This is a genomic window from Rhodococcus sp. KRD162 (assembly GCF_017168335.1).
In the GTDB taxonomy this organism is placed as follows: Bacteria; Actinomycetota; Actinomycetes; order Mycobacteriales; family Mycobacteriaceae; genus Rhodococcoides.
The window spans coordinates 1-23523 of record NZ_JABFAU010000056.1; the positions used below are offsets into that span (position 1 = coordinate 1).

At 62.2% G+C, this 23523-nt stretch carries 32 protein-coding genes; 17 read left to right on the forward strand and 15 right to left on the reverse strand.

Annotated elements, in window-relative coordinates:
* Positions 1-218: 218 nt before the first annotated feature.
* On the reverse strand, positions 219-686 hold the full coding sequence (locus J1M87_RS25975; protein ID WP_206492582.1) for an SRPBCC family protein: 468 nt from the start codon (positions 684-686) through the stop codon (positions 219-221).
* A gap of 99 nt (positions 687-785) precedes the next feature.
* On the opposite strand from J1M87_RS25975, the gene J1M87_RS25980 reads away from it, so the two are divergent.
* Both J1M87_RS25980 and J1M87_RS25985 read left to right on the forward strand, forming a co-directional pair.
* The gene (locus J1M87_RS25980; protein ID WP_206492583.1) at positions 786-1394 is read left to right on the forward strand and encodes a ClpP family protease; all 609 of its coding nucleotides are present in this window, start codon (positions 786-788) and stop codon (positions 1392-1394) included.
* Complete coding sequence (locus tag J1M87_RS25985) at positions 1391-2017, forward strand: ClpP family protease (protein WP_206492584.1); 627 nt, start codon at positions 1391-1393, stop codon at positions 2015-2017. Before J1M87_RS25980 ends, J1M87_RS25985 begins: the two co-directional genes overlap by 4 nt.
* On the opposite strand, the gene J1M87_RS25990 is transcribed toward J1M87_RS25985, so the two are convergent.
* Together J1M87_RS25990 and J1M87_RS25995 are read right to left on the reverse strand one after the other, a co-directional pair.
* Positions 1975-2277: a helix-turn-helix transcriptional regulator gene (locus J1M87_RS25990; RefSeq protein ID WP_241257472.1), complete on the reverse strand. Its 303-nt coding sequence runs from the start codon at positions 2275-2277 to the stop codon at positions 1975-1977. The genes J1M87_RS25985 and J1M87_RS25990 overlap by 43 nt on opposite strands.
* A 45-nt stretch (positions 2278-2322) precedes the next feature.
* Positions 2323-2694 carry a protein-tyrosine phosphatase family protein gene (locus J1M87_RS25995; protein ID WP_241257473.1) on the reverse strand — a complete coding sequence of 124 codons (372 nt, stop codon included), beginning with the start codon at positions 2692-2694 and terminating at the stop codon, positions 2323-2325.
* A 158-nt stretch (positions 2695-2852) separates the two neighbouring features.
* Between J1M87_RS25995 and J1M87_RS26000 the strand changes: the two genes are divergently transcribed.
* Positions 2853-3326, forward strand: coding sequence for a hypothetical protein (locus J1M87_RS26000; protein WP_206492586.1), 474 nt, complete (start codon positions 2853-2855; stop codon positions 3324-3326).
* Between the two features lie 507 nt (positions 3327-3833).
* Here the strand turns inward: J1M87_RS26000 and J1M87_RS26005 are convergent.
* The 3 genes from J1M87_RS26005 to J1M87_RS26015 form a co-directional block, all read right to left on the reverse strand.
* A complete protein-coding gene (locus J1M87_RS26005) occupies positions 3834-4514 on the reverse strand; it encodes a class I SAM-dependent methyltransferase (protein WP_206492587.1) in 681 nt (226 codons plus the stop codon).
* Positions 4515-4562: 48 nt separating this feature from the next.
* Entirely contained in the window at positions 4563-5579 is a 1017-nt protein-coding gene (locus J1M87_RS26010) for an NADP-dependent oxidoreductase (RefSeq protein WP_206492588.1), read from the reverse strand.
* A gap of 100 nt (positions 5580-5679) precedes the next feature.
* A complete protein-coding gene (locus J1M87_RS26015; protein WP_206492589.1) occupies positions 5680-6537 on the reverse strand; it encodes an alpha/beta fold hydrolase in 858 nt (285 codons plus the stop codon).
* A gap of 55 nt (positions 6538-6592) precedes the next feature.
* Here J1M87_RS26015 and J1M87_RS26020 point away from each other — a divergent pair, with 55 nt between their 5' ends.
* The 8 genes from J1M87_RS26020 (at position 6593) to J1M87_RS26055 (ending at position 12276) form a co-directional block, all read left to right on the forward strand.
* Entirely contained in the window at positions 6593-6973 is a 381-nt protein-coding gene (locus J1M87_RS26020) for a MerR family transcriptional regulator (protein ID WP_206492590.1), read from the forward strand.
* A gap of 39 nt (positions 6974-7012) precedes the next feature.
* On the forward strand, positions 7013-7948 hold the full coding sequence (locus tag J1M87_RS26025; protein ID WP_206492591.1) for a phosphotransferase family protein: 936 nt from the start codon (positions 7013-7015) through the stop codon (positions 7946-7948).
* 88 nt (positions 7949-8036) lie between these two features.
* Entirely contained in the window at positions 8037-8708 is a 672-nt protein-coding gene (locus J1M87_RS26030; RefSeq protein WP_206492592.1) for a TetR/AcrR family transcriptional regulator, read from the forward strand.
* Positions 8705-9637: a TIGR01777 family oxidoreductase gene (locus tag J1M87_RS26035; RefSeq protein ID WP_241257475.1), complete on the forward strand. Its 933-nt coding sequence runs from the start codon at positions 8705-8707 to the stop codon at positions 9635-9637. The genes J1M87_RS26030 and J1M87_RS26035 overlap by 4 nt, the downstream gene beginning before the upstream one ends.
* Before the next feature lie 115 nt (positions 9638-9752).
* Positions 9753-10391 carry a TetR/AcrR family transcriptional regulator gene (locus J1M87_RS26040; RefSeq protein WP_206492593.1) on the forward strand — a complete coding sequence of 213 codons (639 nt, stop codon included), beginning with the start codon at positions 9753-9755 and terminating at the stop codon, positions 10389-10391.
* Between the two features lie 250 nt (positions 10392-10641).
* Positions 10642-11142 (forward strand): CrcB family protein, encoded by a 501-nt coding sequence (locus J1M87_RS26045; RefSeq protein ID WP_206492594.1) that lies wholly within the window; start codon positions 10642-10644, stop codon positions 11140-11142.
* Positions 11139-11507, forward strand: coding sequence for a fluoride efflux transporter CrcB (crcB, locus tag J1M87_RS26050; protein ID WP_206492595.1), 369 nt, complete (start codon positions 11139-11141; stop codon positions 11505-11507). Before J1M87_RS26045 ends, crcB begins: the two co-directional genes overlap by 4 nt.
* Positions 11508-11769: 262 nt before the next feature.
* Positions 11770-12276 (forward strand): hypothetical protein, encoded by a 507-nt coding sequence (locus J1M87_RS26055; RefSeq protein ID WP_206492596.1) that lies wholly within the window; start codon positions 11770-11772, stop codon positions 12274-12276.
* Positions 12277-12352: 76 nt separating this feature from the next.
* Here the strand turns inward: J1M87_RS26055 and J1M87_RS26060 are convergent, their stop codons facing one another.
* From J1M87_RS26060 to J1M87_RS26070, 3 genes are all read right to left on the reverse strand, one after another.
* Complete coding sequence (locus tag J1M87_RS26060) at positions 12353-12688, reverse strand: hypothetical protein (protein ID WP_206492597.1); 336 nt, start codon at positions 12686-12688, stop codon at positions 12353-12355.
* Complete coding sequence (locus J1M87_RS26065) at positions 12685-13107, reverse strand: hypothetical protein (RefSeq protein WP_206492598.1); 423 nt, start codon at positions 13105-13107, stop codon at positions 12685-12687. Before J1M87_RS26065 ends, J1M87_RS26060 begins: the two co-directional genes overlap by 4 nt.
* A gap of 105 nt (positions 13108-13212) precedes the next feature.
* Complete coding sequence (locus J1M87_RS26070) at positions 13213-13701, reverse strand: MarR family winged helix-turn-helix transcriptional regulator (protein ID WP_206492599.1); 489 nt, start codon at positions 13699-13701, stop codon at positions 13213-13215.
* Between the two features lie 127 nt (positions 13702-13828).
* On the opposite strand from J1M87_RS26070, the gene J1M87_RS26075 reads away from it, so the two are divergent.
* The 3 genes from J1M87_RS26075 to J1M87_RS26085 all read left to right on the forward strand — a co-directional run bounded on the left by J1M87_RS26075 (position 13829) and on the right by J1M87_RS26085 (position 16776).
* On the forward strand, positions 13829-14758 hold the full coding sequence (locus J1M87_RS26075; protein WP_206492600.1) for an EamA family transporter: 930 nt from the start codon (positions 13829-13831) through the stop codon (positions 14756-14758).
* A 226-nt stretch (positions 14759-14984) separates the two neighbouring features.
* Positions 14985-16313 (forward strand): glycosyltransferase 87 family protein, encoded by a 1329-nt coding sequence (locus tag J1M87_RS26080; protein WP_241257476.1) that lies wholly within the window; start codon positions 14985-14987, stop codon positions 16311-16313.
* 7 nt (positions 16314-16320) lie between these two features.
* Complete coding sequence (locus J1M87_RS26085) at positions 16321-16776, forward strand: hypothetical protein (protein ID WP_206492601.1); 456 nt, start codon at positions 16321-16323, stop codon at positions 16774-16776.
* Positions 16777-16810: 34 nt separating this feature from the next.
* On the opposite strand, the gene J1M87_RS26090 is transcribed toward J1M87_RS26085, so the two are convergent.
* Positions 16811-17692 carry a type IV toxin-antitoxin system AbiEi family antitoxin domain-containing protein gene (locus tag J1M87_RS26090; RefSeq protein ID WP_307830928.1) on the reverse strand — a complete coding sequence of 294 codons (882 nt, stop codon included), beginning with the start codon at positions 17690-17692 and terminating at the stop codon, positions 16811-16813.
* A gap of 125 nt (positions 17693-17817) precedes the next feature.
* Here J1M87_RS26090 and J1M87_RS26095 point away from each other — a divergent pair, with 125 nt between their 5' ends.
* Entirely contained in the window at positions 17818-18195 is a 378-nt protein-coding gene (locus J1M87_RS26095; protein WP_206492602.1) for a PLD nuclease N-terminal domain-containing protein, read from the forward strand.
* Positions 18196-18216: 21 nt separating this feature from the next.
* Here the strand turns inward: J1M87_RS26095 and lepB are convergent, their stop codons facing one another.
* Positions 18217-18954: a signal peptidase I gene (gene lepB / locus J1M87_RS26100; protein WP_206492603.1), complete on the reverse strand. Its 738-nt coding sequence runs from the start codon at positions 18952-18954 to the stop codon at positions 18217-18219.
* A gap of 23 nt (positions 18955-18977) precedes the next feature.
* Between lepB and J1M87_RS26105 the strand changes: the two genes are divergently transcribed.
* Both J1M87_RS26105 and J1M87_RS26110 read left to right on the forward strand, forming a co-directional pair.
* The gene (locus J1M87_RS26105) at positions 18978-19328 is read left to right on the forward strand and encodes a hypothetical protein (protein ID WP_206492604.1); all 351 of its coding nucleotides are present in this window, start codon (positions 18978-18980) and stop codon (positions 19326-19328) included.
* 468 nt (positions 19329-19796) lie between these two features.
* Positions 19797-20114, forward strand: coding sequence for a hypothetical protein (locus J1M87_RS26110; protein WP_206492605.1), 318 nt, complete (start codon positions 19797-19799; stop codon positions 20112-20114).
* A gap of 23 nt (positions 20115-20137) precedes the next feature.
* Here J1M87_RS26110 and J1M87_RS26115 read toward each other — a convergent pair whose 3' ends face one another.
* The 4 genes from J1M87_RS26115 to J1M87_RS26130 are packed head-to-tail and all read right to left on the reverse strand — an operon-like array spanning position 20138 to position 23523.
* Complete coding sequence (locus J1M87_RS26115; protein ID WP_206492606.1) at positions 20138-20899, reverse strand: HpcH/HpaI aldolase/citrate lyase family protein; 762 nt, start codon at positions 20897-20899, stop codon at positions 20138-20140.
* A 10-nt stretch (positions 20900-20909) separates the two neighbouring features.
* Entirely contained in the window at positions 20910-21866 is a 957-nt protein-coding gene (locus tag J1M87_RS26120) for an aldo/keto reductase (protein ID WP_206492607.1), read from the reverse strand.
* On the reverse strand, positions 21863-22702 hold the full coding sequence (locus tag J1M87_RS26125; RefSeq protein WP_206492608.1) for an ATP-binding cassette domain-containing protein: 840 nt from the start codon (positions 22700-22702) through the stop codon (positions 21863-21865). Before J1M87_RS26125 ends, J1M87_RS26120 begins: the two co-directional genes overlap by 4 nt.
* Positions 22699-23523 (reverse strand): ABC transporter ATP-binding protein, encoded by an 825-nt coding sequence (locus J1M87_RS26130; protein WP_206492609.1) that lies wholly within the window; start codon positions 23521-23523, stop codon positions 22699-22701. Before J1M87_RS26130 ends, J1M87_RS26125 begins: the two co-directional genes overlap by 4 nt.

Consider the following 23523-nt stretch of genomic DNA (forward strand, 5'->3'; position numbering starts at 1 on the left):
ACCCTGCCCTCGCAAACGCGCGCGCGTTTGCCAGATGCGAGCAGGCTGGTCATCGATCGGGTCATATTTTGCGCGCGTTCAGCAAACGCGCGCGCGTTTGCCCCCTGCGAACAGGCCCGGCATCGATGGCACCGTCACTGCCCACTATTTGCCTCGATAGGCGGATTCGCGCCGCCGATGTCGAATAGTGGACAGTCAGCGCACCTGGCCGACTGCGATCAGGCTTCCGCTTCCACGATTCGCTTGATCGCCGCCAGCGTGCGGGGAATTCCGTCCAGTGCGGCTCGGCTACGAATGTCGATCTGATTCTGCGCATCGTCGCCGAATTTGCGATGGAAGTGGGCGATTCCTTCGGGGAGGAAGTTCCAGTTCTCGGTCAGGCGTGTGCCACCGTCCGCCGACTCGAGGGTGTAGCCCCAGCGCACGAAGTTCTCGCCCACCACCCACGCGAACTCGCGGCCGGGTTCGGCGGCAGCAACGGTGGACACTGTCTCCCACGTTCGTTCTTCCGTGACGTTGCGGCCGGTGAACGTGGACCCGACGCCGCCACCATCGGGCTCGTTCCACCAGCATTTCTGGCAGATCGGGCTCCATTCTCCCGTTCGGGTGACATCGGAGACGACGGCGTACACCTTGTCGACCGACGCAGCGACGACGATGGATTCGGAGAACTCGAGTGCAGTCATCTTCCCATTGTGCCTCCGATCCTCACGAAGCTGTGAGCAGAGTCGCTGCCTACAGCAGAACTGCTGGTGTGCAAACCAATTCGGGCTCACACTCGATTCATGACCGAATCGCCACGATTGTTCCCAGCCGAACTCCGCAATCAACTCCTCCGCCACCGAGTTCTGGTACTCGACGGGCCCCTCGACGATGACAACGGCACCGTCCTCACCACTCATCTACTCACCCTGGCCGCCGAGAACACCTCTGCCGACATCGCTCTGTGGATTCATTCCCCCGGTGGATCGGTTCCCGCGATGCTGGCCATTCGTGACGTGATGCGCCTCGTGCCGTGTGACGTCTCGACATTGGCACTTGGATTGGCTTGCAGCGCAGGCCAGTTCCTTCTGTCGGCGGGAACTCGAGGCAAGCGCTACGCGCTACCGCACTCGCGGATCCTGATGCATCAGGGCTCAGCAGGCATCGGTGGGTCGGCTGTCGAAGTAGAGGTCCAGGCCAATGACCTGCGCCATACCCGAGATACCGTGCTCGGTCTCATCGCCGACGACACCGGGCAGTCTCGAGAGCAGATATTCGACGACTCCCTGCACGATCGCTGGTTCACCGCGGCCGCTGCTCGCGAGTACGGGTTCGTCGACGCGATCGTCGACTCGTTCGATCAGGTCATGCCTGCGCGACGGGTGTCCTTCGGAATGGAGATGGCCCGATGAGCACATACACGATTCCCAATGTGATCACTCGAGACTCCCGCGGAGAACGCGTCGTCGACGTCTATTCGCACCTCCTCAGTGAGCGCATCGTCTACCTGGGTACCGGGATAGACGCCGGGGTGGCGAATGCGATGATCGCGCAGTTGCTGCACCTGGAGGCCGATTCTCCCGACCAGGAGATTTCGATGTACATCAACTGCGAGGGCGGCGACACTGCTGCCATGCTCGCCGTCTACGACACGATGCAGTTCATCGGATCACCCGTTGCCACAACATGTGTGGGTCAGGCAGTTGCGGCGGGTGCTGTGTTGCTCGCGGCCGGGGCACCGGGGCGTCGATCGGCGCTCACCCACAGTCGGGTGGTGCTGCATCAGCCTGCCGCCCAGGGCCGCGGCACCATTCCAGATCTCATCCTGGCCGCCGACGAGGTCGTACGGGTTCGCGCCGAAATGGAGGCAATCCTCGCAAAACACACTGGACGCGATGCGGCGAAGCTTCGACACGACACCGATCGGGATCTGGTGTTGACGGCTTCCGCTGCCCGCGAGTACGGCGTCGTCGACCAGGTTCTCGAGGGACGTCAGGCAGCCATCAGTGTCGCGTCGCCGCGCGAGAGGTCGTGATGCGCGAGGCGTGAGATTTCGGCCATCGATGTCCCCAGCGCGCCGACGACGGCCGCAAGAACTTCGCTCGACGGGTCCTTGCGGCCACGCTCGACCTCCGACAAGTACTGTGGCGCAATGCCTGCGCGAGCAGCGGTGTCGGCGAGCGTATCGCCTCGGGCGTGCCTGCGCTCGCGTAGTCTTCGGCCGACCACCTCACGCCACAAGGGTTCCACGGTACGCGCCGCACGGCGCTCATCGATTCGTATGACCTCGCCCATGATCGGAGCCTAGGCCTCGATAGCCAGACAGGTCGGCGATTCTGCTCAGAGCAGAGAATCCGGTCTGACGAACGTCTTCGCAAAGCGCTTCTGCCAGGGCGTCTCCATGGCCCGACGCGAGTAGTGTCGACGTACGTAGTCGACGGCCGCACCGCCGGGCAGACCGTCCAGCGCGACGAGACACGCCAGCGCTGTGCCCGTTCTACCCGCTCCACCGGTGCACGCAATCTCGACCCTTTCGGTTGCAGAGCGGCGCAATGCTTCTCGTAGCACAACCTCGAGATGTCTCGAATCGGACGGTAGCCAGAAGTCCGGCCAACGAACCCATCGATTGTCCCATTCGAACCCGCCGGGATCTTTGCCCTGCAGATAGATCCCGAGATCCGGCCGTGGTCCGTCAGGCAGCGAATCGCGCATGCCGCGTCCACGAACGTAACTGCCTGACGGCAACTCCAGCACGCCAGGACTATCCGCTTCCCACACTCGGCTCGTCCTCTCGCAGCATCCAAGTTCCTTGCATTCTGCATCGCTCGGCCTCGAGGGGAGGACGTAACAGCATGGGGCATACTCGGACGATGCACCCATTCGTCGAGCACCGTGAGCGTGTGTTGACCGGTTGCTGGACTCCTCAGCACGGCGTCCAGGTCACGTCGTCCACATTGCCCGTGCCATGGTTGGCTGCGCTCGATCGACTCGGGCATGACCTGCATGTGCGTCAGTACGGCTCTCGCATCGAACGTATCGACTGGGCGGCCATGTACGACCCGGACGGCGGGGCGGTCTGGCTCGAGAGTGCCGTCACCGTGGAGGGACGCAATCCGGATGGGCTCGGCGGCAACGGATATGGCGCGCAGGTCGACGCCAACGTCGACGAGGCGCTGGTGTCCATGGCAGATTTGGTTCAACTGCAAGTGGCCAACGCTCACACAGCGTGGCCGTGGGGTGACGACGGTGGCTTCATGAGCCCGCATCTCGTCGACGGCGTCGCCGTGTGGATCGACCGAACTGGAAGTTCGACTCCGATCGGCACTCTCGACGAGAGACGCTAGCTGCACCCTCTTTCCGACGTATCGATACTGCGGTATCGTTTGCTTCACCAACGCGAAATACTCACCGGCCCGCCTCCGATATGGCGCACACTATGACATTTCTTTACGAGAAGGCCACGGCCTCGTTCGTCCGGTGAACCCCCACAGACCGCGTAGATCGCGGACCGATGGTTGGGCCATCCTCGATCTGACGCAGTGGCGTCATCGAGTCGAATATGCCGAACAGCGTGTCAATCGAAAATCCAAATCGCTGTTCGACAACCGAGTGCCTATGTTGGCGGGCTTCACCGACTGTCCTGCATGCGATGGCCACTTCGGCGGTGACGGTCCGCGCGATCGGTTGGAACGATTGATGCGACGCGATGGACGACATGCCCACCGGTTGCGCGTCGCGGTAACCGAGTTGGACCGTCGGTACCGTGAGGCAACCGTCGAGATCGTGAAGTCCAGAACGATGCCGTGGTGGGAACGCCGATTGCCGTGAATGTGACGACACCGAGCGCTCGACTAGACATCGGGCTTCGTCCACTCGATCGTGTGTCGAAAACCAATGCGATGTCGCATCTTTGCACCCGGCAGCCGATTCTCGACCATGCCGCCGATCTCATCGAAGCTCAGCACCGGGTCCTTGACCGGGAACGGTGGCGGCGGTGCGGTCACCGGGCTGGGCCACGGTCGGTGAACGAATCCGATCAATGGATTGGTGACGATGGACACGGCGTCCCACATCAGGTCTCGGACGCTTCGCGGGGGTGCCAGACCCACCACGAGCACGCGTCCGCTGGGCGTGAGAATCCGCTCGATGTGGCTCAACGCGTCGTCGATATCGAGGTGATGCAGAACCGCGACCATGGTGACCAGATCGATCGAATCGTCTGCCCAGGAGTCGAGTTGACGACCCGTGATCGACACGTTGTTCACATCGGCAGAGGTGATTTCTGCGATTCGTCGCATGTCCGCATCGGCGTCGGCGGCGACGACGTGGTCGAAGTGGGAAGCCAGGATCCGCGCCAAAGCGCCTCGTCCACAGCCCATATCGAGTGCTTTGGCACGCCCGTCGGGCAGATTCGCGAGAATCCAGCTGTGAAAGTAGTCGTTGTGACTCCATGCGTGTCGCTCGTTCAGCTCGCGTAGCCATCGAGCTCCGTCGCGTCCCAGCCGGGATTCTCCTAGTCGCCTCAGCACCACAGCGCCCAGTATCCATGAGGCGCAACCGTGGTGGGTCGCCGGAGCATGTCAACTGGCGATCTTCACAATCAGGTTTCCACGATGGTCACCGGCCAGGAGTTCGTCCAACGCGGTGATCGCCCGATCGAGCGGACCCTCCAACATTGTGTGCGGGAAGGTAACCACACCCTGCGAGAACCATGGGATGTAGTGGCTGACCCAGGCCTGAATCTGGTCGGGAGTGTGCATCGTGGTGAATGGCCGTATCTGAATTTCTTTCACGATCGCGGTCATGATGTCCAAACGCGGATGTCCGCCGTGACCGCCGCCGATCTGCCCGGCGAGTGCTCCGCACAACGCAAATCGCGCGCCGAACGATGCGTGGCGGACGGCCGTCTCGAACTGCGTTCCGCCGATCGTGTCGAAGAATACGGTGATGCCAGCCGGTGCGAGTGCACTCAGGCGAGCGTCGAGATCCTCGTTCTTGTAGTCGATCGCCGCATCGAAGCCGAGCTGCTCAGTGAGGTAAGCGCATTTGCCCGGACCACCCGCGATACCGATCACCAGCGCGGCACCCTGTGCCCTGGCAATCTGCCCCGCGATCGAACCCACTCCACCTGCCGCCCCACTGACCAGAACCACGTCTCCCGCACCCACACCTGCGACGTCGACCATGCCGTGAAAGGACGTCACCCCTTGATTGAGCATGTACTCGGGGCCTGGGAACACTCCCTCTGGAACGGGAAATACCGCGTTCGACGCGATCGCAGTCAGGTTCCTCCACCCCTGATTGTGCTGCACGATGGTTCCGACCGGTCTATCGGATCGAGATTCCACGACTCGCCCGATCGCGGGCCCGTACAGCGGCACACCGACGTCGAAGGCCGGCAGTGGGAGACCCGGGTTCTCGAACATCAGGTCGGCATTGACAGCAGCAATCTGTTGAAAAATGTTTTCTACGAGCACCTCTCCATCTCCGATAGGCCGCTGATTCGCGACTTTGACTTCCAGCAGCTCGGACGGCCGCTGCCCCAAATCGGTGCGGTGCGCGCGCAGCAACACTTCTGCGGTTTCGGTCCAATTCACATTTGCCCCCTCGATCTGTACGCGACCCGGTTTTCCAGGTACGCCGCCGACGGTAGAAGCAGATGCGGACAGCTTCGGTCCTCGTGACCGGAGGGCCGTCTTACGCTGATGCCGCCCACGCATCCAATGCCTGTTGAACGAGTGCCGGAGATTCGAGCGGACTCAGGTGCCCCACGCCAGGGAGAGTAAGCACAGACGGTTCCCCCGGCAGCGATTGTTGCAGGCGAAACGCCTGTTCGACGGTAATCCAGGGGTCCTGCTCGCCCCATCCGATGGCGGTGCTGCAGCGGACTCGAGGTAGGGCATCGACGATGGGTCGCGTGTGCTCGGTTCGCAGTTCGGCGATCTGTCGGTAGAACGCAGGCTGACCCTCGTCGGATATCCAGGGTTCGGTCAGCGTCGCCACGGTATCTCGGTCCAGTTGCTGATGTGACGCTCCTGCAATGTATTCGGAGACCAGCGCCGCATGCAGCGCAGAAGGCAACGCGGCGAACACGTCTGTGTTGTCCGCCACCAGCCGGAAGAATTCGGATCCCCAAGGCTCGAGAGTCACCACGTCCCACAGGAACAAGCTGCGGTAGTCATGTCCGTGCAGCAGATGGGCTCCCAGTGCGACGGCACCGCCGATATCGTGTGCTACGACGAAGGGTTGCTCGAGCTCCCAGTGGTCGAGCAACAATGCCAAGCGCCGCATCTGGGTGTGCAGATCGGTCCGCACATCGGATCCCCGCGCGGAGCGGCCGTATCCGGGCATGTCCCATAAATAGACTCGGTGCCCGCTGCTCAGATGTCGAGCTGCCTGAGCCCAGACCTGCGCAGACCACGGAGTTCCATGGCAGAACACGACGTCCGCGGACGCAGCGTTGCCGCCGTCGGGAGTGATCTCGTACGTCGCCACCCGATCGCCGCCCACGAGGACGAAGACGGGTTCCGGTAGGTCGAATCTGTCGGTCGCCATGACGACGAATCTAGAACTTCAGGTCCACCTGAAGTCAACGTGAGAGCATCGGCGGATGAAGATCGGAGATGCCGCGCAGCAACTCGGCGTGCCGACTCACGCCCTCAGGCATTGGGACGACGTCGGTGTCGTTGTGCCCGCACGCTTACCGTCGGGCCACCGTGATTACAGCGAGGAACACCTGTATCGACTGCGGGTCGTGCGTGCATGCCAGGCTGTCGGCATCAGCCTGGCAGATATTCGCCTCATCCTTCACCGAGACGAACCCGAGCGGACGGTGATCATCGAAGCGCAGCTTGCTCGAATACGAGCGCAACAAGCTCAACTCGAGGGTGCTGAACGTTTTCTCGTTCACGTCGTCTCCTGCACGCACGACCTGCTCACTCGATGCCCACACTGCAGCGAATATTCGACTGCGTCGAGGGCATCGACATGATGAGGTGACGTAGTGACCCAACCAGGATCCCTTTCGGTCGTGCGTCCCTCGACCCGCGGCTGGGTGAGTCGATATCTGCATGCTGGTGAACGGATCATCGACGCGGAGGCGCTGACGGGCGGAATCACGGCCGAAGTGGCGAAGTTGACTGTTCGTATGGTCAGCGGAGCCGAGCGTTACCTGGTGTTGCGCAGCTATACCGATTCCGCCAGGCTTCATCATGCCGAGGACTGGCTGGATCGCGAAAGCAATGCTTTGGCAACGCTTTCGGGATCGTGTGTGCCCGCTCCCGAGTTGGTGGCTGTCGATCCGCGCGCTGGATATTGCGAGTTCCCGTCGCTTCTCATGACCCACTTGCCGGGGTCGACACTTCTCATCGATGAATCCGTGGAAGTGCGGGTTCGCATGCTCGCGCGGCAACTCGTCGAGATACACGCCATAGATGCCAACAGTCGGCCGCGTGAATATCAGGTATTGACCACTGCCGACACTGTCGTACTACCCGCGCGAGCGGACGCGACAGTGTGGTCCGCCGCGGTCGACCTGATCCGCGGGCCGACCCCACGATACGAGGGACGGTTCCTGCATCGGGATTTTCAACCCGGAAACGTTCTGTTCGACATATCGGACTCGGGCATGCCTCGGATCACCGGCGTCGTCGACTGGGCTGGAGCATCGTGGGGGCCGACCGATCTCGACGTGGCACATTGCTCGACCAATCTTGCTCTGCTCCACGGGCCACAGTGGGGATCACGGTTCGCCTCCGCATACGAAGAGGCCGGCGGCACCCTTTCCAACAACTCACGAGCCCGGCAGTACTGGTGTGTGCGTGATGCGTTGGCCTGTTCCGCCGAAGTGCAGTTGTGGGCGTCGCCGTGGCGCGACGCCGGTCGAACGGACCTGACGCCGAGCGTCGTAGAGGAACGGTTGTGCGCTTACGTCAGGTTGTTGATGGACGCGCCCCAGGCCAGATGAGTGGGTCATGTCTCCGGAATACCTCTTGAACATGTTCAAAATGGGGTCTAACGTCATTTTTGAACACGTTCAGAAATGAGGCGAACCGATGGCCCGCACATCCGAGACTCGCGGCAAGGTTGTCGAAGTTGCCCTTCGCCTGTTTCGAGAGGAGGGGTTTCAAGCAACCACGATGCGTCGCATTGCCGACGAAGCGGGCGTCTCCCTCGGTAATGCCTACTATTACTTCGCCGGCAAGGACGAACTGGTCAACGAGTTGTACATGGTGATTCAGCGCGATCACCGCGAGCGCGCACTCCAGGTGTTGGTCCACGGCGGATCATTGTCGGAAAACCTTGCTGCCGTGTTGCATTCCGGCCTCGACGTCATGGCCCCCTACCATGCCTTCGGCGGGTCTTTCCTACAATTGGCGTTGCCCACCCGGTCCAGCTCCAGTCCGTTCTCGCAGGAATCGTCCGACGCCAGGTCCATGGCCATCGACCTCATGCGAACCACCTTGGAGACTTCGAAACAGAAGGTTCCGGCGTCGCTGAATGATGTTCTTCCACAACTACTCTGGATGATCTACATGGGTGTCACCCTCCATTGGGTGACCGACTCCTCGGACAGCCAGCAGCGCACTCGCACACTGGTCGACGGGCTCGTGCCCGTGGTGGCCAAAGCCGTACGCCTCGCTCGCCTCCCGGTGGCGCGGGGGTTGGTCACCGATGTGGCCGGTCTGTTGAAACGAATGACGTCCCCAGAAGGGCTCGAACGATGAATGATTCACTGTCGACCGTCGTCCTGTGCGGTGCCTCCGGCTACATCGGACGATACCTTCGCGCGTCGTACGAACAGCGCGGAATCCAGGTCCGGACCGTCGGACGCGGACCATCGAGCGACGCCACCTGGGACGACCGTCGCCGTCTCGTCGACGTTCTCGACGGTTCCGATCTGGTCGTCAACCTCGCGGGCCGCTCGGTGAGCTGCCGCTACAACAAGACCAACGCCGACGCGATCATGTCGTCCCGCGTACAGACGACGGCCGAGCTCGGACGTGCGTTGGCGGAGGTGCAGAACGCGCCCACTTTGTGGGTCAACGCCAGCACCGGAACCATCTATCGCGACTCACGCGATCGACCGATGGGCGAGAGCACCGGCGAACTGGGGTCGGGATTCTCCGTCGAGGTCGCTCGCGCCTGGGAGCGTGAGCTTTTCGACGCGGACGTCGCCATCCGCAAGGTGGCGTTGCGATTGTCGATCGTATTGGGCGCTGGAGGCGGAGCGATCAATCCGATGATCGACCTCGCACGGCTCGGACTGGGCGGCACGATGGGTGACGGCCAACAGATGTTCAGCTGGGTTCATGTCGCGGATGTCGCACGAGTTCTCGATCATCTCCACGAGAACCGGGGCATCTCCGGACCGGTCAACGTGGCAACTCCATACCCGGTCATCAATGAGGTTCTGATGCAGCAGATTCGGGCAACTCTGGGCCGCGCGCGCGGGGTGCCGACCCCGTCGTGGTTGCTCCAGTTCGGTGCACGCGTGATTCGTACCGAGGCAGAGTTGGTTCTCAAGAGCCGATGGGTGGACCCACTTGTGCTGACCGACAGCGGCTTCGAGTTCAGATATCCGACGCTGGACGACGCGCTGGCCGAGATCGCGTCCAGGACGCCCCGTGGTTTGCTCCCCGTCACCCTCGGTTGATGGGGATCAACCCCGATCGCCACACCAACGACGCCGATGCCGAGTTGACCAACATCTGCAGCTTCACCGTCGGGCATACAATGAGGCGCCCTCCACGCGCGGAAAGGACACGGATATGACGCAAACTGTTGATCCGCGCGCGCGAATAGAGGAGCGCGCTCGCAACAAGTTCGAGTCCAAACGGACCGAGCTGGCTGAGGCGACTCTGCACACGCTTGCCGAACTGGGGTACGCCCGCACCTCGCTGAGAGAGATCGCGCAGAATTCCGAATATTCGCACGGCGTGCTGCACTACTACTTCACCGACAAACTCGATCTCATCACGCACGCTGTGCGCCAGTACGAGGCCATCTGCGTCACTCGTTACGACGAGGTGGTGGCCGATGCAGTCGACGCCACCGGACTGTCAGAGGACTTCGAGGCGAAGTACTTCGGCACCCTGACCGCGGACGCAGGCATCCACCGCCTCTGGTACGACCTCCGAAATCAAGCATTGTTCGACGGCTCGTTTCGCAGCGACGTACTCGAGATCGAGGAGCGACGCGTGGACATGATCTGGCGAGTAGTTTCCCGCTACTGCGAACTCCACGGCACCGAGCCGGCTCTCGATCGAGCATCCGCCTACATCCTTCTCGACGGCATCTTTCAGCGAGCCCTTCTGCAACACCTCGCCGGAAACTCAGACGAACTGGACGCCGCACGAGTGCAACTACGCTCTGCCTTTTCGATGCTGGATTTCCCGACGCGTCAGTAGGTCCTGGGCCGGATGCCTGTGTAGATGCCGGGAACCCGATCGCTCGCTACGACGGTCCAGCGCCTTCGACAGCGGCACGCATAGGTGCATCGCAGGGCACCTGATCACGCCACCGCACCGCCGTATGCCATCATGGAGGTGCGCCTGGGTGCGCAGCGGCGGTGGGGCTCGCCGTAACCGAACCTCGGCCTGCGGGCCGACAACAGTCCCTGTCTCGGTTCTCGTATGTCCGCAGATAGGGAGCAGGTCGATGAACAATTTCGACGAGTCACACGGTGGCACCGACGACAGGTCCATCCCGGTCGACCCAGACGGCGTGGATTCATCGCGTCCCCTCCATGTCCAACCCGTTGCCATTGCAGCAGTGGCGCTCGGTGGCCTGGTGGGCACCGGTATTCGGTACGGTGCCGAGTCGGCGTTTCCGTCCGGTTCCGGTTCGTTCCCGTTCACCACCCTCGTCATCAACCTCACCGGGGCCTTCATTCTGGGAATGCTGTTGGAACGGCTCGTTCTGTCCGGCCCCGACGCCGGCTGGCGACGACGAATCCGATTGTGCATCGGTACCGGGGTCCTCGGCTCGTACACCACCTACAGTTCGTTTGCCCTCGAGACCGTGGAGTTGCTACGAGATCATCGTGTGGTGGCTGCCGGGGTGTACATGACCGTCAGCGTGATCGTCGGTACGTTCGCAGCCGGAGCCGGCATCGTTCTCGCACAACGGTTCGGTGCCACCAAGGAGGAGACGCGATGATCGCGTTGTGGGTCGTCCTCGCGGGAAGCGCTGGGGCAGTAAGCAGGTTCGTGCTCGACGGCGTAATCCGCTCACGGCTGAAGACTGAATTTCCCTACGCCACAGTGGTGATCAACGTAGTCGGATCGGCAATCCTCGGCGTGGTGGCGGGGTTGGTGACGTTCAGGTCCGCACCGGAACAGGTGCAAGCGATAGTCGGTGTCGGATTCTGCGGCGGTTTCACCACTTTCAGCACCGCAAGCGTGGAGACCGTTCGATTGCTCGAACGCCGACGCTACGGATCCGCGGCATACAACGCCGTCGGCACTGCGCTCACCACCACCGCAGTGGCAGGTGTGGCGATGGTCGCGGCAGCGTATATGTGACCTGCCTGCGGAGCCGACATTTCTGACGGTTCCGACCGCAGCACGTCACCGTAATCGTCCCTGACGCGGTGCCGCCACGCTGCGGACGCAGGGAGTTCACGAAGGTCGATCGTCATGTCATTACTCCGTTTCGATGCACCGATGAAGGTCGAGAATATCGAGATCAGGCCCGTACCCCTTGACCTTCGAGTTACAGGAACCTCGATGCTGACGGTTGCCGCACAGTGCGGACCACCGGTACATGATCGAAGGAGCCGAAGCGATGACCGACGACGCCACGATGAAAGCCATAATCGCAGCAGTGGCCGAAGGCCGCAGCGGAAATCCCGTGGACGCTCGTCGCACGCTGCTCGATCTCTGGAACAGGATCGGCAGTAACGGCGATGCCCTGCACCGTTGCACTCTCGCGCACTATCTGGCGGATCTCTACGACGACCCAGCGCAGTCCTTGGCGTGGGACATCCGGTCTCTCGATGCGGCAGATGCCCTCACCGACAGCCGAGTTCGACATCATCACGCGACGCTGTATGTCGCCGGTTTCTATCCGTCGCTCCACCTCAACCTCGCCGACGACTATCGCCGTCTTTCGTCGTTCGAGGCGGCCGAGGACCACATCGCGGCAGCGAAGAAACTGGCGAAGGACCTGCCCGACGATTCGTACGGCACCGGCATCCGAGACGCCATCGCCGAGATCGGCCAGGCTATTGCCGGCCGAGACTCGAGGCCTCGAAAGCAAGAGGAGGTCTCCGGTTCCACGCAGACGGACTGATGCGTCCCCGTCTCGTGACGCGCGTGCCCAGTTGTGCGTATGTGACGTCAACGGTCCATGTGATCGCTTCTCTCGCTCACGAGGATTCGATCCTGGCGAACGGATAGCCGCCGATGACCACGACGACGAAGACATATCCTGCAAGCCCAAACAATTCCCACGTGGTTCTTTCGCGCTGGAAGTCGAGGAAAATCCACGCCAACGGAGCGAGAAGCAAAACAGCGCTGACGATCCCGCACACAGCGAACCACCTGTTCGCCGCTGCGCGCAGGTGCGGCGTGGTTTTCACCCGGTCCGGTACATCGCCGCCGTAGTAGTCGGAATGGAGCGCCTTTCCTCGAATACCGACAGATGCTCCATAACTGAACGCGACGACGCCCACGATCAGGCCGAGAGCAAGTGCAGTGTTCACGACGCCCCGACCGTCCGGTAGATGCGAATCGTGTTGGCGCACGCCCACCCTGCAATGATCGGCGCTAGCAAGCCGAGCCACGGAACGTGACCGGTGAACGCCACCACGAGAATCGCGAACGCGATCGCGGTCGTGCCGTAGGAGTCGACTTTTCGGCCGATCGAGGAATTGGCCGGAGCAACCTTTGCCGGAAATCGCGGGGAGTCGGCGAGCATCCTCACCGCTGATACACATGCCGAGATGCCTGCGATGACTATGAATGCGAAGACGAACGCACCGCCCAATCCGATACCGGCCCAATCCATACGCGGCTCGAACAGTCCTCGAGCGACCGACCCGATCACCGCAACCGACGCGAAGAACCCCAGGTACAGCAACGCGATGGGTCCCGCCAGTCCAGTTCTCGCGCTATCGCCCATACCGGACGGTATCAAATGGAATCGAACGGATCGTGCCGTGCGGGTTCGTCGCAGCGGTTGGTGGCGCTTCCGTAGATCACCGCGAAGAGAGTCAGCGCCGGACTCTTATCCGAGATCCAGAAGTAGTCGCTTCAACAAGTCGGCGAGTTGGCTTCGCTCGTCCGAATTCAGCGATCTCAGCAGAGTTTCCTCGTTGGCTACATGCGCCGGTAGCGCGGCATCCACTGCGGCGACCCCTGCCGGCGTCAATTGCACGATCACCACTCGGCGGTTGCTCGGGTCGATTTCTCGTTCGATCAGGCCCTTGTCGGTCAGCCGGTTCAGCCGGTGGGTGACCGCGCCCGAGGTCACCATCGCACTGTCCAACAACTGCCCGACGGTGAGTCGATAAGGAGCTCCGGCGCGTCGGAGCGTGGCAATGAGGTCGAATTCGCCCGACTGCAAGCCGAATTCGGACAGCACGGCCTGAATCCTTTTGTCCAGTACGGATGCTGCTCGCCCGATCCGCCCGATGACGGCCATCGGGCTGACATCGACCTCTGGTCGCTCGGTGTGCCACTGCTGCACGATCCGATCCACTGCATCGTCCGCCATCGAACATCACCTTAATATTTCAGCGTTGAATTGTTTGACATTGCCACTTCGTCGACCTACGGTTCATCACTAGATAGTTCAGCGTTGAGATGTTGCATGACCTTAGTCCCCCGGAGATGAGTCCACCATGAGGACACGCCACGAACAGGCACAACCGACCGATGCCCGACGCCTCCTCGCGCCTCGTGTCACGCCGTCGACCCTCGTTTTCACCGCTACTGCCGCGCTCGCCCCCATCATGTGGGGAACGACTTATCTGGTGACGACCGAACTCCTGCCGCCGGATCGGCCCATGACCGCCAGCGTCCTCCGCGCAATCCCCGCCGGACTGCTTCTCCTGCTCATTGCGCCAGGCATTCCCGGCAAGGGCTGGAGGCTGAAGACCGCGACCCTCGGGGTGCTGAACATCGGATTGTTCTTTCCGATGTTGTTCGTGGCCGCCTACCGACTGCCAGGAGGCATCGCGGCCGTCGTCGGATCTGCGCAGCCGCTCGTCATCATCGCGATATCGACAGCGCTGGGCTGGGGACGAACGCGACCCGTGCAACTCGGATGGGCTGTTGTTGCGGTCGCCGGGGTCGCGGTGGCGGCTGCGTCGGGCACGGTCCGGCTCGATGCGATCGGTTTGGCCGCGGCGGCAGTCGGAACCGTCAGCATGGCGATGGGCATCACCCTCACCAAGCGCTGGGGGGTTGCTCCGAACACGAACCCGCTCACGTCCACTGCGTGGCAATTGCTTGTCGGCGGCCTCGTCATCTGCCCGCTGATTCCCATCGTCGACGACGGTGCCTGGACCGTCGATGCACATGCAGTGATCGGATACGCCTGGCTGGCAGTGATGGGTGGTGCGGTTGCCTACTCACTCTGGTTTCGTGGTGCCCGCAATCTTCCGACCACCAACATCGCCCTCCTAGGGGTGCTGAGCCCGTTGACCGCGGCCGTTCTCGGTTGGATCATTCTGGGCCAGAACATGACCGGATTGCAGTGCCTTGGATTCGGCGTCGCACTCCTCGGCTCGATCGCCGGCCAATTCGTGAAAACACCGTCGCCGCGGTAGGAATCGACGAAAACCCAGGCGGGAAGCGCATGCCGACCTCGAGTGCACCAATCGGCCACTACACCAACATCATTCCATCATCTCGATCCACAATCAGGCAGTGATCCCGCTTCGCCACCTCAATCCAGGGACACGTTCTCGGGTGCGTTCGGGCCCGCCGGCAAAAACGACCGGGTAGTCCGTGTCGTAAACCTGGGCGCAACAACAACGATCTATCGTGACCCTTATGACCTCGTCCAGCTACATGCCGCTCCGGGCCGACACTGGATCGCGTACGCATGCCGGACACAGGTCGGTCGCCGCAGCGACGGACACCCCACGCACTCCGGTCGGATCGGTACCCACAGCGCGGAAGATCCGCTTCGGTTCGCGATGGCTGGCAGGGTCGATACTCGCGGCGTGCATCGCGATTGCAGCGCACGCGTTCTTCCTCGGATGGACAGTTCCATTCGGGCTCTTCGGCAACGGAATCGACACGATCGTCTACCGACACGGCGGCGAGGTCGTCGTGCTCGGTCAGCCGTTGTACGAATTCGCCCTGTTCGACGTCGGACTACCCTTCACCTACCCACCGTTCGCGGCTTTGTTGTTCACTCCACTCGCGCTTGTCACCGCGACGAGTGCCGTCACGGTTGTGCAAGCGATCAATGCCCTGCTGGTCTATGCAGCGGTGGTCCTGAGCTGGCGAGCTCTCGGATATCGCAGCGGCGCTGTGTATCTCGTCAGCGCGGGTATGGCCGTCGCGTTCACCTGGCTCGAACCGGTGCGGATGACCATCTGGCTCGGCCAGATCAACCTTCTGCTGCTCGTGTTGGTTCTGTTCGATCTCAGCCGAAGCGAAGGCAGTCGGCTGCGCGGGGTCGGTGTGGGAATAGCCGCGGGGCTCAAGCTGACTCCCGCCTTCTTCGTCCTCTATCTGCTCGCAATCAAGCAGTGGCGTGCAGCGCTCACTGCCACTGCCGCATTCGCAGCAACCGTTGCCGCCGGATTCCTCGTCATTGCCTCCGATTCCTGGAAGTTCTGGACCGCAACGATGGTCGACTCCGAACGAATCGGGGCTCTCGCATCACCGGCGAACCAATCGATCCACGGAGCGCTGGCCCGCCTGTGGCCGGGCAACACGCCACCTTTTCTCGTGTGGCTTCTTCTTGCTGCGGCTGTCGCGGCGCTCGCATTGTGGACAGCTGCCCGCGTACACAGGGCAGGAAAGACATTGCTGGCTTTGACGATCTGCGGACTCGCAACGCCGATGGTCTCTCCCTTTGCGTGGGGGCATCACTGGGTGTGGTGCATCCCGCTGGCCGTTCTCGCCCTCGACTATGCGAATCGACGCCGCACCTGGTGGAGCTGGTTGGTGCCAATCGCCGTCACTGGCCCGATGATCGCCTGGTACTTCACCGATTACCGCGGCATCAAGGCCATCGGAATCTTCATGTTCGAGGGATCTCCCGCCTTCGAATTCGCCGTTCAATTCACTTACCCGGCAGTGTTCCTGGCCGTCATCGCCGCAACTCTGATCTCCTCGTTCCGGCCAACGAGCGCGGTGCCCGGTTGATGAGTACGTGAACAGTTGGTGGAGAGCCGTACTTGCGTTGCTGATCCTCCTCACAGCATCGTGCGGTTCCTTCGAGCCTGGCAAGCCCTTGGCCATGGACGGGGATGACGTGTCGTACGAGTTGGAGAAGGTCGCCTTCACGATTCCGGATGGCTTCGAGTTCATCCAGGGCGTCAAGTACGCGGAGTTCGTCGGACAACCCGCGTGGGCTGCTCGATTCGACGGACCGAACGAACTGGGTGACGGGCGGGCCGTAGCGGCTGCCAACCCGTCGTATCCCCCTCTGCAGCCGGCCGACTGCGGCACCGCATCGAAGGACAGCTGGACCTCGTTGGGCTCGAAGTGTGAACCCGAGATGCTGTTTACCTCACGCCTTGCAGGTGGATCTTCAGACGCTTTCTCCGTGATGTTGACAACGGGTGCTCAGGAATCGTCGCTCTTCATCTACTGCGAGGGCCACTGACCTGCCGCGGGAAATCGTGTGCAGCCAGCCGCGCTCAGCGCGGCTGGCTGCACCGGATTCGGTTGACGGTGGCGATGATTTCGGCGATAACCTGTTCCATTCGCTCTGTCAGGTCCAACCAGGTGTATCGAAGCACCGTCCAGCTCTGCGAGAGGGCATTCTGACGGGTCCGATCACGTTGGAACACGTCGTGGTCGGTGTGGAAGGCCCAACCGTCGATCTCGATCGCTACCATTTCCGCAACGAACGCGATGTCGAGTTCGTATCCGCTCCATCGATAGTTGGCTACCCAGCCGAGGACCGAACGGGCTCGGAGTTCGCTGAGCAGCAGCCGTTCGCCTTCGGAGCGGGCACCACTTTCGGCGACCTTCAGTAGTCGTGCGGCCTGCTGAGCACCTGTTCGACCGGGATTTCGCGCGTGGGACTGCCTCAATTTTTCCAAGTTCGTATGCCGTTGCAGCGCTCGGTCCATGATGTGTGACTTTCCGATTGCCGATTCCAGCACCGAGAGTTCGAGCGAGGTGACCTCGAGCCCTCTGCGGGTGACGATGTCTTTTCCGTGCACATCTCGTCGGCGGATTCTGCATCCCTCCGCGCGGCTTCGACCATTGCGCGGTGTTGTGACCTCGATGACCTGGGGCACCTCTGTAGTCACCCGGTGCCAAAAGACCGCAGCTTCCCCACTGAGAATCGCACTCGTCCCCGCGCCCCACACTGCCGCCCGGATGCGCGCATCGGTGCTGAATGGGCGGTCCGCAACGAAGTAGACACCTCGGTGCACCTTCGTCCACGTGCCCGCGCGCAGCAATCGGTCCACCGCGTCCGCGCTCACCCCGCATGCGCCTGCTTGCGCGCGAGTGATCACTCCGTCGTGTTGCGCCAGCCAATCATCGAGCATGTCGACTTGGACGTTCACGCGGTCGAAGGGGTTCCATGGATCGGATCCGCGGGACGGTTCATCCCTGACTGTCGAATCCGCGCATATCCCGCTACGATCCTCGGTACATCAGACCAAATGGTCTCTAAGGTGGAGGGCTACCAATGCCGTACTTCGGTTTGCTGGTGATGTTGCTGTGGGTGTTCTGCCTGATCGACGTGATCACAGCCGACGACGGTGGAGTGCGGTACCTACCCAAGATCGTTTGGCTGCTGCTGGTGGTATTTCTCCCGCTCGCCGGATCGCTGGCGTGGCTGTTCGCAGGACGCCCCATCGGCGGCGGCATCTGGGGAGGTCCTGGCGGCGGATCCCGTTACCAGCGGGCGGGCAATTCGACATTCCCGGAGTACGAGACGCGGCCAGGTCGCCAAGCGGCTCAGAACCGGGAAGCGGACGATGAATTTCTGCGTCGCTGCCGTGAGCGCGCAGAGGAGCAGCGTCAACTGGAGCGGGAGCGCCGCAAGCGCGATCTCGGGCTCTGACCGCAAGAAACACTGTCCAGCTCAGCGTTGCTGTATCGATGGCGAATCGATGACTCCCCATCGCGAAGGCGGCAGCACGATCAGGCGCGCCTTTCCGATGACGTCATCCACGGGCACTGTTCCGCCGAGTTCGTCGCCTGCGTGAGCTCTCGAGTCCGCCGAGCCACTTCGATTGTCGCCCATCACCCAGAGACTTCCGTCCGGCACTTCGACGGGTCCGAAGCAGCGGCCGGACGGCGGCGCGGTCTGACAGGTGAGCTGGTTGTCGACAAACGGGAAGTCCCTGACGACATACGGCTCGTCCAGGGGCCGACCGTCCACCTCGACTCGTCCTTGCGCGTCACAGCACTGCACAGTTTGCCCACCGGTGGCGATAACTCGTTTCACGAGATCGTTCTCGTCGGGTGCCACCAACCCTGCCCACGAACCCGCGTCCTGGAGTGCCTTGACAATCGGGTTGTCCGAGCGTGTCGAGCGGTAGCCGATGTTCCACGACGAGGTAGGCGCTCGGAACACCACCACATCACCCGGTTGTGGATCACCGAAGCGAAAGGTCATCTTGTCCACTGCAATTCGATCGCCGACAAGAAGCGTTGGTTCCATCGACCCGGACGGAATGTAGTACACCCGTCCGACGAACGTCTGCAACAGAACACTGAGCACCAACGCCACAACGACGAGGATTGCCGTCTCCCGCAGCCAGGACGGGACCCTGCGTCGTGGGGCGTCGTCGATGTTCTGGTTGTCGGCCATCACCATCTTCACAGCTTAGAGCCAGTGCAGTGCGTATCGTACTGAGCATGCTGTTTCTGGGCGTCGTGTTGGCTACTGTTGGTGCGGTGATGATGACCATCGCAACAGCGCAGCTCTCGCGCGTGAACGAGGGCCACTACCTGCCCATGATCATCGGAAGATTCGCGGTCGCGTCCCCATTCAAGGTCACCGCTCTTCGGGTGGGCGCGCAAACCGTCGCTGCCGTCGCGACATGGATCGTCGCTGTGACCACATGGGATCACCGGGCACCCTGGCCATCCTTCATCGCCACTGTGACGACTCTGATTGCAGCAGTAGCGATTCCGGTCATTGCCATGACGTGGAAGCACAATCGACATTTCCGGAGGTCGAATCGATGACGTCGGCGCACAGGGTCGGACTCGCCACCATCACTCTCGCGGCAATGCTCTGTGCGTGTGCGCCTGCCGAAGTCGACGAACCTGGAATTCCTACCGCTTAGATTCGTTCGACGCAGTTCGCCGCTCCTCCACCTCCGGTCACCGATGCTGCTCCCACCGCCGAGCAACTGACCACGCTTTTCGCTGCGAGCCTTGACTACTCCGTTCGAGAGAAGGATCGGGCCCACCTGTTCGACGGCCCCAGCGAAAACAATGTTGCACTCGCACGCGCGTGGGGTGCCCAGCCCGATCCACAACGGATCGAATTCACGACGGTCGAGCCCGCTGGCCCGGACACTGTCCATGCGAGTGGACAAGGGCGCTGGAGAAGCATGGAGCCCTATTCGGTGGGACCGATCCCTTTCGTCCGGTGGGACAACGAGTGGAAGGTCTCTCGCACATTCGCTTGTGGATTCGTGGGTGCCTTCGATGGACCCGACGCATGCGCGTGAGCTGACGTTCTGGCCTTGCCTGCATCAGGATATCTCGAATCGGGTGCAGCTGACCGCGGTGAGCAGCGAACTCGGCGATGCCATCACCGGACGGAAGACCGGCCGCTCCAGCGACAAAGAGATCACTCTGTTCGACTCCACCGTCAACCCCAGCTGGCAAACGCGCGCGCATTCGCTGAACGCTCGCGAAATCGCTGCCACTTCGAGGCTATTCCCCGCGCACCTGGCAAACGCGCGCGCATTTGCGTACGGCTCGAAGGCCGATACACCCCGAATTACCTATGCCACATACTGATTCCGTTGCTATTGCAACATTGCCTAACCCCGGGCAGCCTTCAGGTGATCAGCCGACACCGCCTTGAGGTGCGTCAGGTCCGAAGCCACTGTGGCGAGCGTGAAGCCCGCGGACAGTCGTTGAGCAGCGATGCTTCCCGTTGCAGTGTGAATCCCCGCCGTTATTCCTGCGGCGGCGGCAGCTTTCTGCACTCGGACGAGAGCTGCGTCGAACTCCTCGTCCACGGAAGGGTCCGTAGGCGAGGCTCCACCGACGGCCAGGCGCAGATCCGAGGGCCCCACGTAGACGCCGTCGAGTCCGGGTACAGCACAGATCGCTTCAACGTTGGCCAGGCCCTGCGGTGTCTCGATCATGGCCAACACGACGGTATCGCGGTTGGCAGCGGCAGGGTCGGGTCCGATGCGTAGTTGCGAGCGCATCGGGCCGTAGGAACGGATTCCTGCCGGCGGATAGGTCGCCGCAGACACTGCGGCGGCAGCGTCTTCGGCGGTGTCGATGAGCGGCACGATGACGCCGGCCGCACCTGCATCTAGTGCACGGCCGATGACGGTGGCATTGTTGGCCTCGACCCGAACGAGGGCGGCGGGCCCCTGCGCGGCGTCGATAGCCGTGATTCCGGCGAGCATGCCCGAGTATCCGATCAGACCGTGCTGGAGGTCGAGAGCAATGTAGTCCCAACCCACGTGCGCAAGCCATTCGGTCGATACCGGACTGTCGATGACTGACCAATACCCGAGGATGCGCTCGCGGTTACGAACCCGAGCGGCAAATTCCTGTGCAGACATTCAAACCCCTTCAGCGGTTGTAATTCGGCATCGGTCCGCGGAGCGCACCACCGACCTCGTCGCATGCAGCGACGACTTCCGCGTCGAGTGGCCCGCGGCCGAGGGCAGCGATGTTCGACTCGAGGTGCTCCACCTTGGATCCCCCCAACAGCACCGGCCCGGTGGCAGGCTTGGACACCAGCCATCGTAGGGCGAGCTCGGTGAGCGGCATTCCGGCCCCGTCGGCAACGACACCCAGCTGCGTGATGGCATCGAATATTGCTGTGTTCCAGTAGCGTTCACGGTACATGGCAGCCAGACGCGAGTCACCGAACCGACCGTCGATGGGTTCGACTCCCGCGGAGTGCTTTCCGGTGAGCAGGCCGCCGCCTAGTGGGTTGTAGACCATGGTGGTCAGACCCGTAAGTGCAGCGAACTCGACGTACTCCTCTTCGATCCTGCGTGCGAGCAAGTTGTACAGCTGCTGCGCGACCACTGGACGTGGGGCACCTACCTCGTCGGCTACCCGGTTGATCTCTCCGATCTGCCAGGCCGCGAAGTTCGAGACGCCGAGGGCCCGAATCTTTCCCTCCGACATCAGCTCTGCAACGGTGGTGAGAGTGTCCGCGATCGGTGTCGCGCGATCGGGCTGGTGCAGGTAGAACAGATCGACGTAGTCGGTGTTCAGCCGTACCAGGCTGGCATCGACGCTCCGCCGCAACCCTTTCGGAGACAGTGGACTGTTGTCTCCGGCGTCCGGATGGGGCATGCCGGCTTTGGTTGCCAGGGTCACTCGGTCGCGACGGGTGGCGAGCAGAGTCGCGAGCATCCGCTCGGATTCTCCGCCCGCGTAGCCGTTGGCCGTGTCGATGTGTGTAACTCCGGCGTCCAGTGCGGCATCGAGCATCTTCGCGGCACCGGGTTCGTCGACGGTGTCACCGAACGTCATGGTCCCCAGGACGAGAGGGGAAATGTCGAGCGAGTTCATGCGGGGGCTCCTACGGGTGCATTCGTGAGCCGCGAAACGACATGTCGCGGTTTGATTCCTGTCATCGCTGCGGGGTCGAGCGCCGCTGCGCGCAGTGCTCGGGTGTACGGCTCCTTGGGGCGCGCAAGAACCTCCTCGGTGTCGCCGCTCTCGACGACGCGTCCCTTCGACATCACGATGACCGTCTCACTGATCTCGCGGACTACCCCGAGGTTGTGCGAGATGAAGACGTAGGTCAACCCGGTTTGCTGTTGAATTTCGCGCAGCAGCTCGAGCACCTGCGCCTGCACCGACACATCCAGCGCACTGGTGGCTTCGTCGCACACCAGGACCTCCGGTCCTGAAGCGAGAGCACGAGCGATGCCGATTCGTTGGCGCTGGCCACCGGAGAACTCTGCTGGTCGACGCCCGAGGGCTGTCGTCGGCAGTCCGACCCGGTCGATGAGTTCGGCCGCCTTCGCTACTCGCTCCGACTTACTTCGAATACCTTTGAGGCGCAGCGGCTCCCCGACGATGTCGACGGCCGTTAGGTGCGGGTCGAGTGACCCATAGGGGTCCTGGAACACCATCTGCACGCGGGAACGGAACGGCCGCAGTGATTTCTCGGACATCTGCGCGATGTCGGTACCGTCGACTACTATCCGCCCGGCCGTCGGGGTGAGCAACCGAACGATGGACTTGGCGATGGTGGATTTGCCGCAGCCGGATTCACCGACGATTGCGATGGTCTTGCCCTTGTCCACTGAGAAGCTCACCGTGTCGACGGCTCGGAATCTGCCTTGGGCGACGGGGTATTCGACGACGAGGTTCTCGACAGACAGAAGTGGTGCAGTCATACCGTGGCCTCGACCTTCTCGGCTGCTTCGTTCCACGGTCCCAGTTGCGGGATCGCGTCGAGCAAGTTCTTCGTGTAAAGATTCTTCGGGGCATTGACAAGCTCTTCGGCACCGCCGTCCTCGACGAACACTCCACTCTTCATCACGTAGATGCGATCGGACATCAAGCGTGCGACGCCGAGATCGTGGGTGATGACGAGCAGTCCGATTCCGGTGCGCTCCTGCAGTTCCAGAAGCAAGTCGAGAATGCTGGCCTGTACCGTGACGTCGAGGGCGCTGGTCGGCTCGTCGGCGACGATCAGTTCGGGGCCGGCCGCGAGTGCGCCTGCAATCAGTACGCGTTGGAGCATACCGCCCGAGAGCTGATGCGGATACTTGTTCAATTGGCCCGCGGGGTCGGGAATACGAACCTGCTCGAGCAACTCGATGCATCGTGTGGTCTGCGCGGATCGGCCGGTGACGCCGCTGTGCCGGACAGCTTCTCGCAGCTGACTACCGACAGTGTGCACCGGGCTGAGAGCTGTCATCGGGTCCTGAGGGATGAGTGCGATGTGCTTACCCCGAATGCCGCACAGCTCCTTGTCCTTTCCGAGTATCTCCGTGTCCCGGAAGGTCACGGACCCGGAGAGCACCGCCAGATCGGTGGGGAGCAGCCCGAGTATGCCCATTGCCGTAGTGGACTTTCCGGATCCGGATTCGCCGATGATAGTGACGGTTTCACCTGCTTCGATGCAGAAGGACACGCCGTCGACAGCCCTGATGACGCCTGTGTCGGTGACCAACTCGATCTGCAGTTCATCGACCTTCAGTAGGTTGCCCAT

Bases quoted from the DNA above. Each gene is read 5' to 3' on its own strand.
- J1M87_RS26045 (WP_206492594.1), top strand. From the start codon at position 10,642: ATGAACAATTTCGACGAGTCACACGGTGGCACCGACGACAGGTCCATC.
- J1M87_RS26120 (WP_206492607.1), bottom strand. From the start codon at position 21,866: ATGAACTCGCTCGACATTTCCCCTCTCGTCCTGGGGACCATGACGTTC.
- J1M87_RS26130 (WP_206492609.1), bottom strand. From the start codon at position 23,523: ATGGGCAACCTACTGAAGGTCGATGAACTGCAGATCGAGTTGGTCACC.
- J1M87_RS26115 (WP_206492606.1), bottom strand. From the start codon at position 20,899: ATGTCTGCACAGGAATTTGCCGCTCGGGTTCGTAACCGCGAGCGCATC.
- J1M87_RS26070 (WP_206492599.1), bottom strand. From the start codon at position 13,701: ATGGCGGACGATGCAGTGGATCGGATCGTGCAGCAGTGGCACACCGAG.
- J1M87_RS26035 (WP_241257475.1), top strand. From the start codon at position 8,705: ATGAATGATTCACTGTCGACCGTCGTCCTGTGCGGTGCCTCCGGCTAC.
- J1M87_RS26075 (WP_206492600.1), top strand. From the start codon at position 13,829: ATGAGGACACGCCACGAACAGGCACAACCGACCGATGCCCGACGCCTC.
- J1M87_RS26110 (WP_206492605.1), top strand. From the start codon at position 19,797: ATGGACCCGACGCATGCGCGTGAGCTGACGTTCTGGCCTTGCCTGCAT.
- J1M87_RS26040 (WP_206492593.1), top strand. From the start codon at position 9,753: ATGACGCAAACTGTTGATCCGCGCGCGCGAATAGAGGAGCGCGCTCGC.
- J1M87_RS25995 (WP_241257473.1), bottom strand. From the start codon at position 2,694: ATGCGCGATTCGCTGCCTGACGGACCACGGCCGGATCTCGGGATCTAT.
- J1M87_RS26000 (WP_206492586.1), top strand. From the start codon at position 2,853: ATGCACCCATTCGTCGAGCACCGTGAGCGTGTGTTGACCGGTTGCTGG.
- J1M87_RS26065 (WP_206492598.1), bottom strand. From the start codon at position 13,107: ATGGGCGATAGCGCGAGAACTGGACTGGCGGGACCCATCGCGTTGCTG.
- J1M87_RS26125 (WP_206492608.1), bottom strand. From the start codon at position 22,702: ATGACTGCACCACTTCTGTCTGTCGAGAACCTCGTCGTCGAATACCCC.
- J1M87_RS26020 (WP_206492590.1), top strand. From the start codon at position 6,593: ATGAAGATCGGAGATGCCGCGCAGCAACTCGGCGTGCCGACTCACGCC.
- J1M87_RS25990 (WP_241257472.1), bottom strand. From the start codon at position 2,277: ATGGGCGAGGTCATACGAATCGATGAGCGCCGTGCGGCGCGTACCGTG.
- J1M87_RS26015 (WP_206492589.1), bottom strand. From the start codon at position 6,537: ATGGCGACCGACAGATTCGACCTACCGGAACCCGTCTTCGTCCTCGTG.
- J1M87_RS26055 (WP_206492596.1), top strand. From the start codon at position 11,770: ATGACCGACGACGCCACGATGAAAGCCATAATCGCAGCAGTGGCCGAA.
- crcB (WP_206492595.1), top strand. From the start codon at position 11,139: ATGATCGCGTTGTGGGTCGTCCTCGCGGGAAGCGCTGGGGCAGTAAGC.
- J1M87_RS26030 (WP_206492592.1), top strand. From the start codon at position 8,037: ATGGCCCGCACATCCGAGACTCGCGGCAAGGTTGTCGAAGTTGCCCTT.
- J1M87_RS25975 (WP_206492582.1), bottom strand. From the start codon at position 686: ATGACTGCACTCGAGTTCTCCGAATCCATCGTCGTCGCTGCGTCGGTC.
- J1M87_RS26095 (WP_206492602.1), top strand. From the start codon at position 17,818: ATGCCGTACTTCGGTTTGCTGGTGATGTTGCTGTGGGTGTTCTGCCTG.
- J1M87_RS25980 (WP_206492583.1), top strand. From the start codon at position 786: ATGACCGAATCGCCACGATTGTTCCCAGCCGAACTCCGCAATCAACTC.
- J1M87_RS26080 (WP_241257476.1), top strand. From the start codon at position 14,985: ATGACCTCGTCCAGCTACATGCCGCTCCGGGCCGACACTGGATCGCGT.
- lepB (WP_206492603.1), bottom strand. From the start codon at position 18,954: ATGGTGATGGCCGACAACCAGAACATCGACGACGCCCCACGACGCAGG.
- J1M87_RS25985 (WP_206492584.1), top strand. From the start codon at position 1,391: ATGAGCACATACACGATTCCCAATGTGATCACTCGAGACTCCCGCGGA.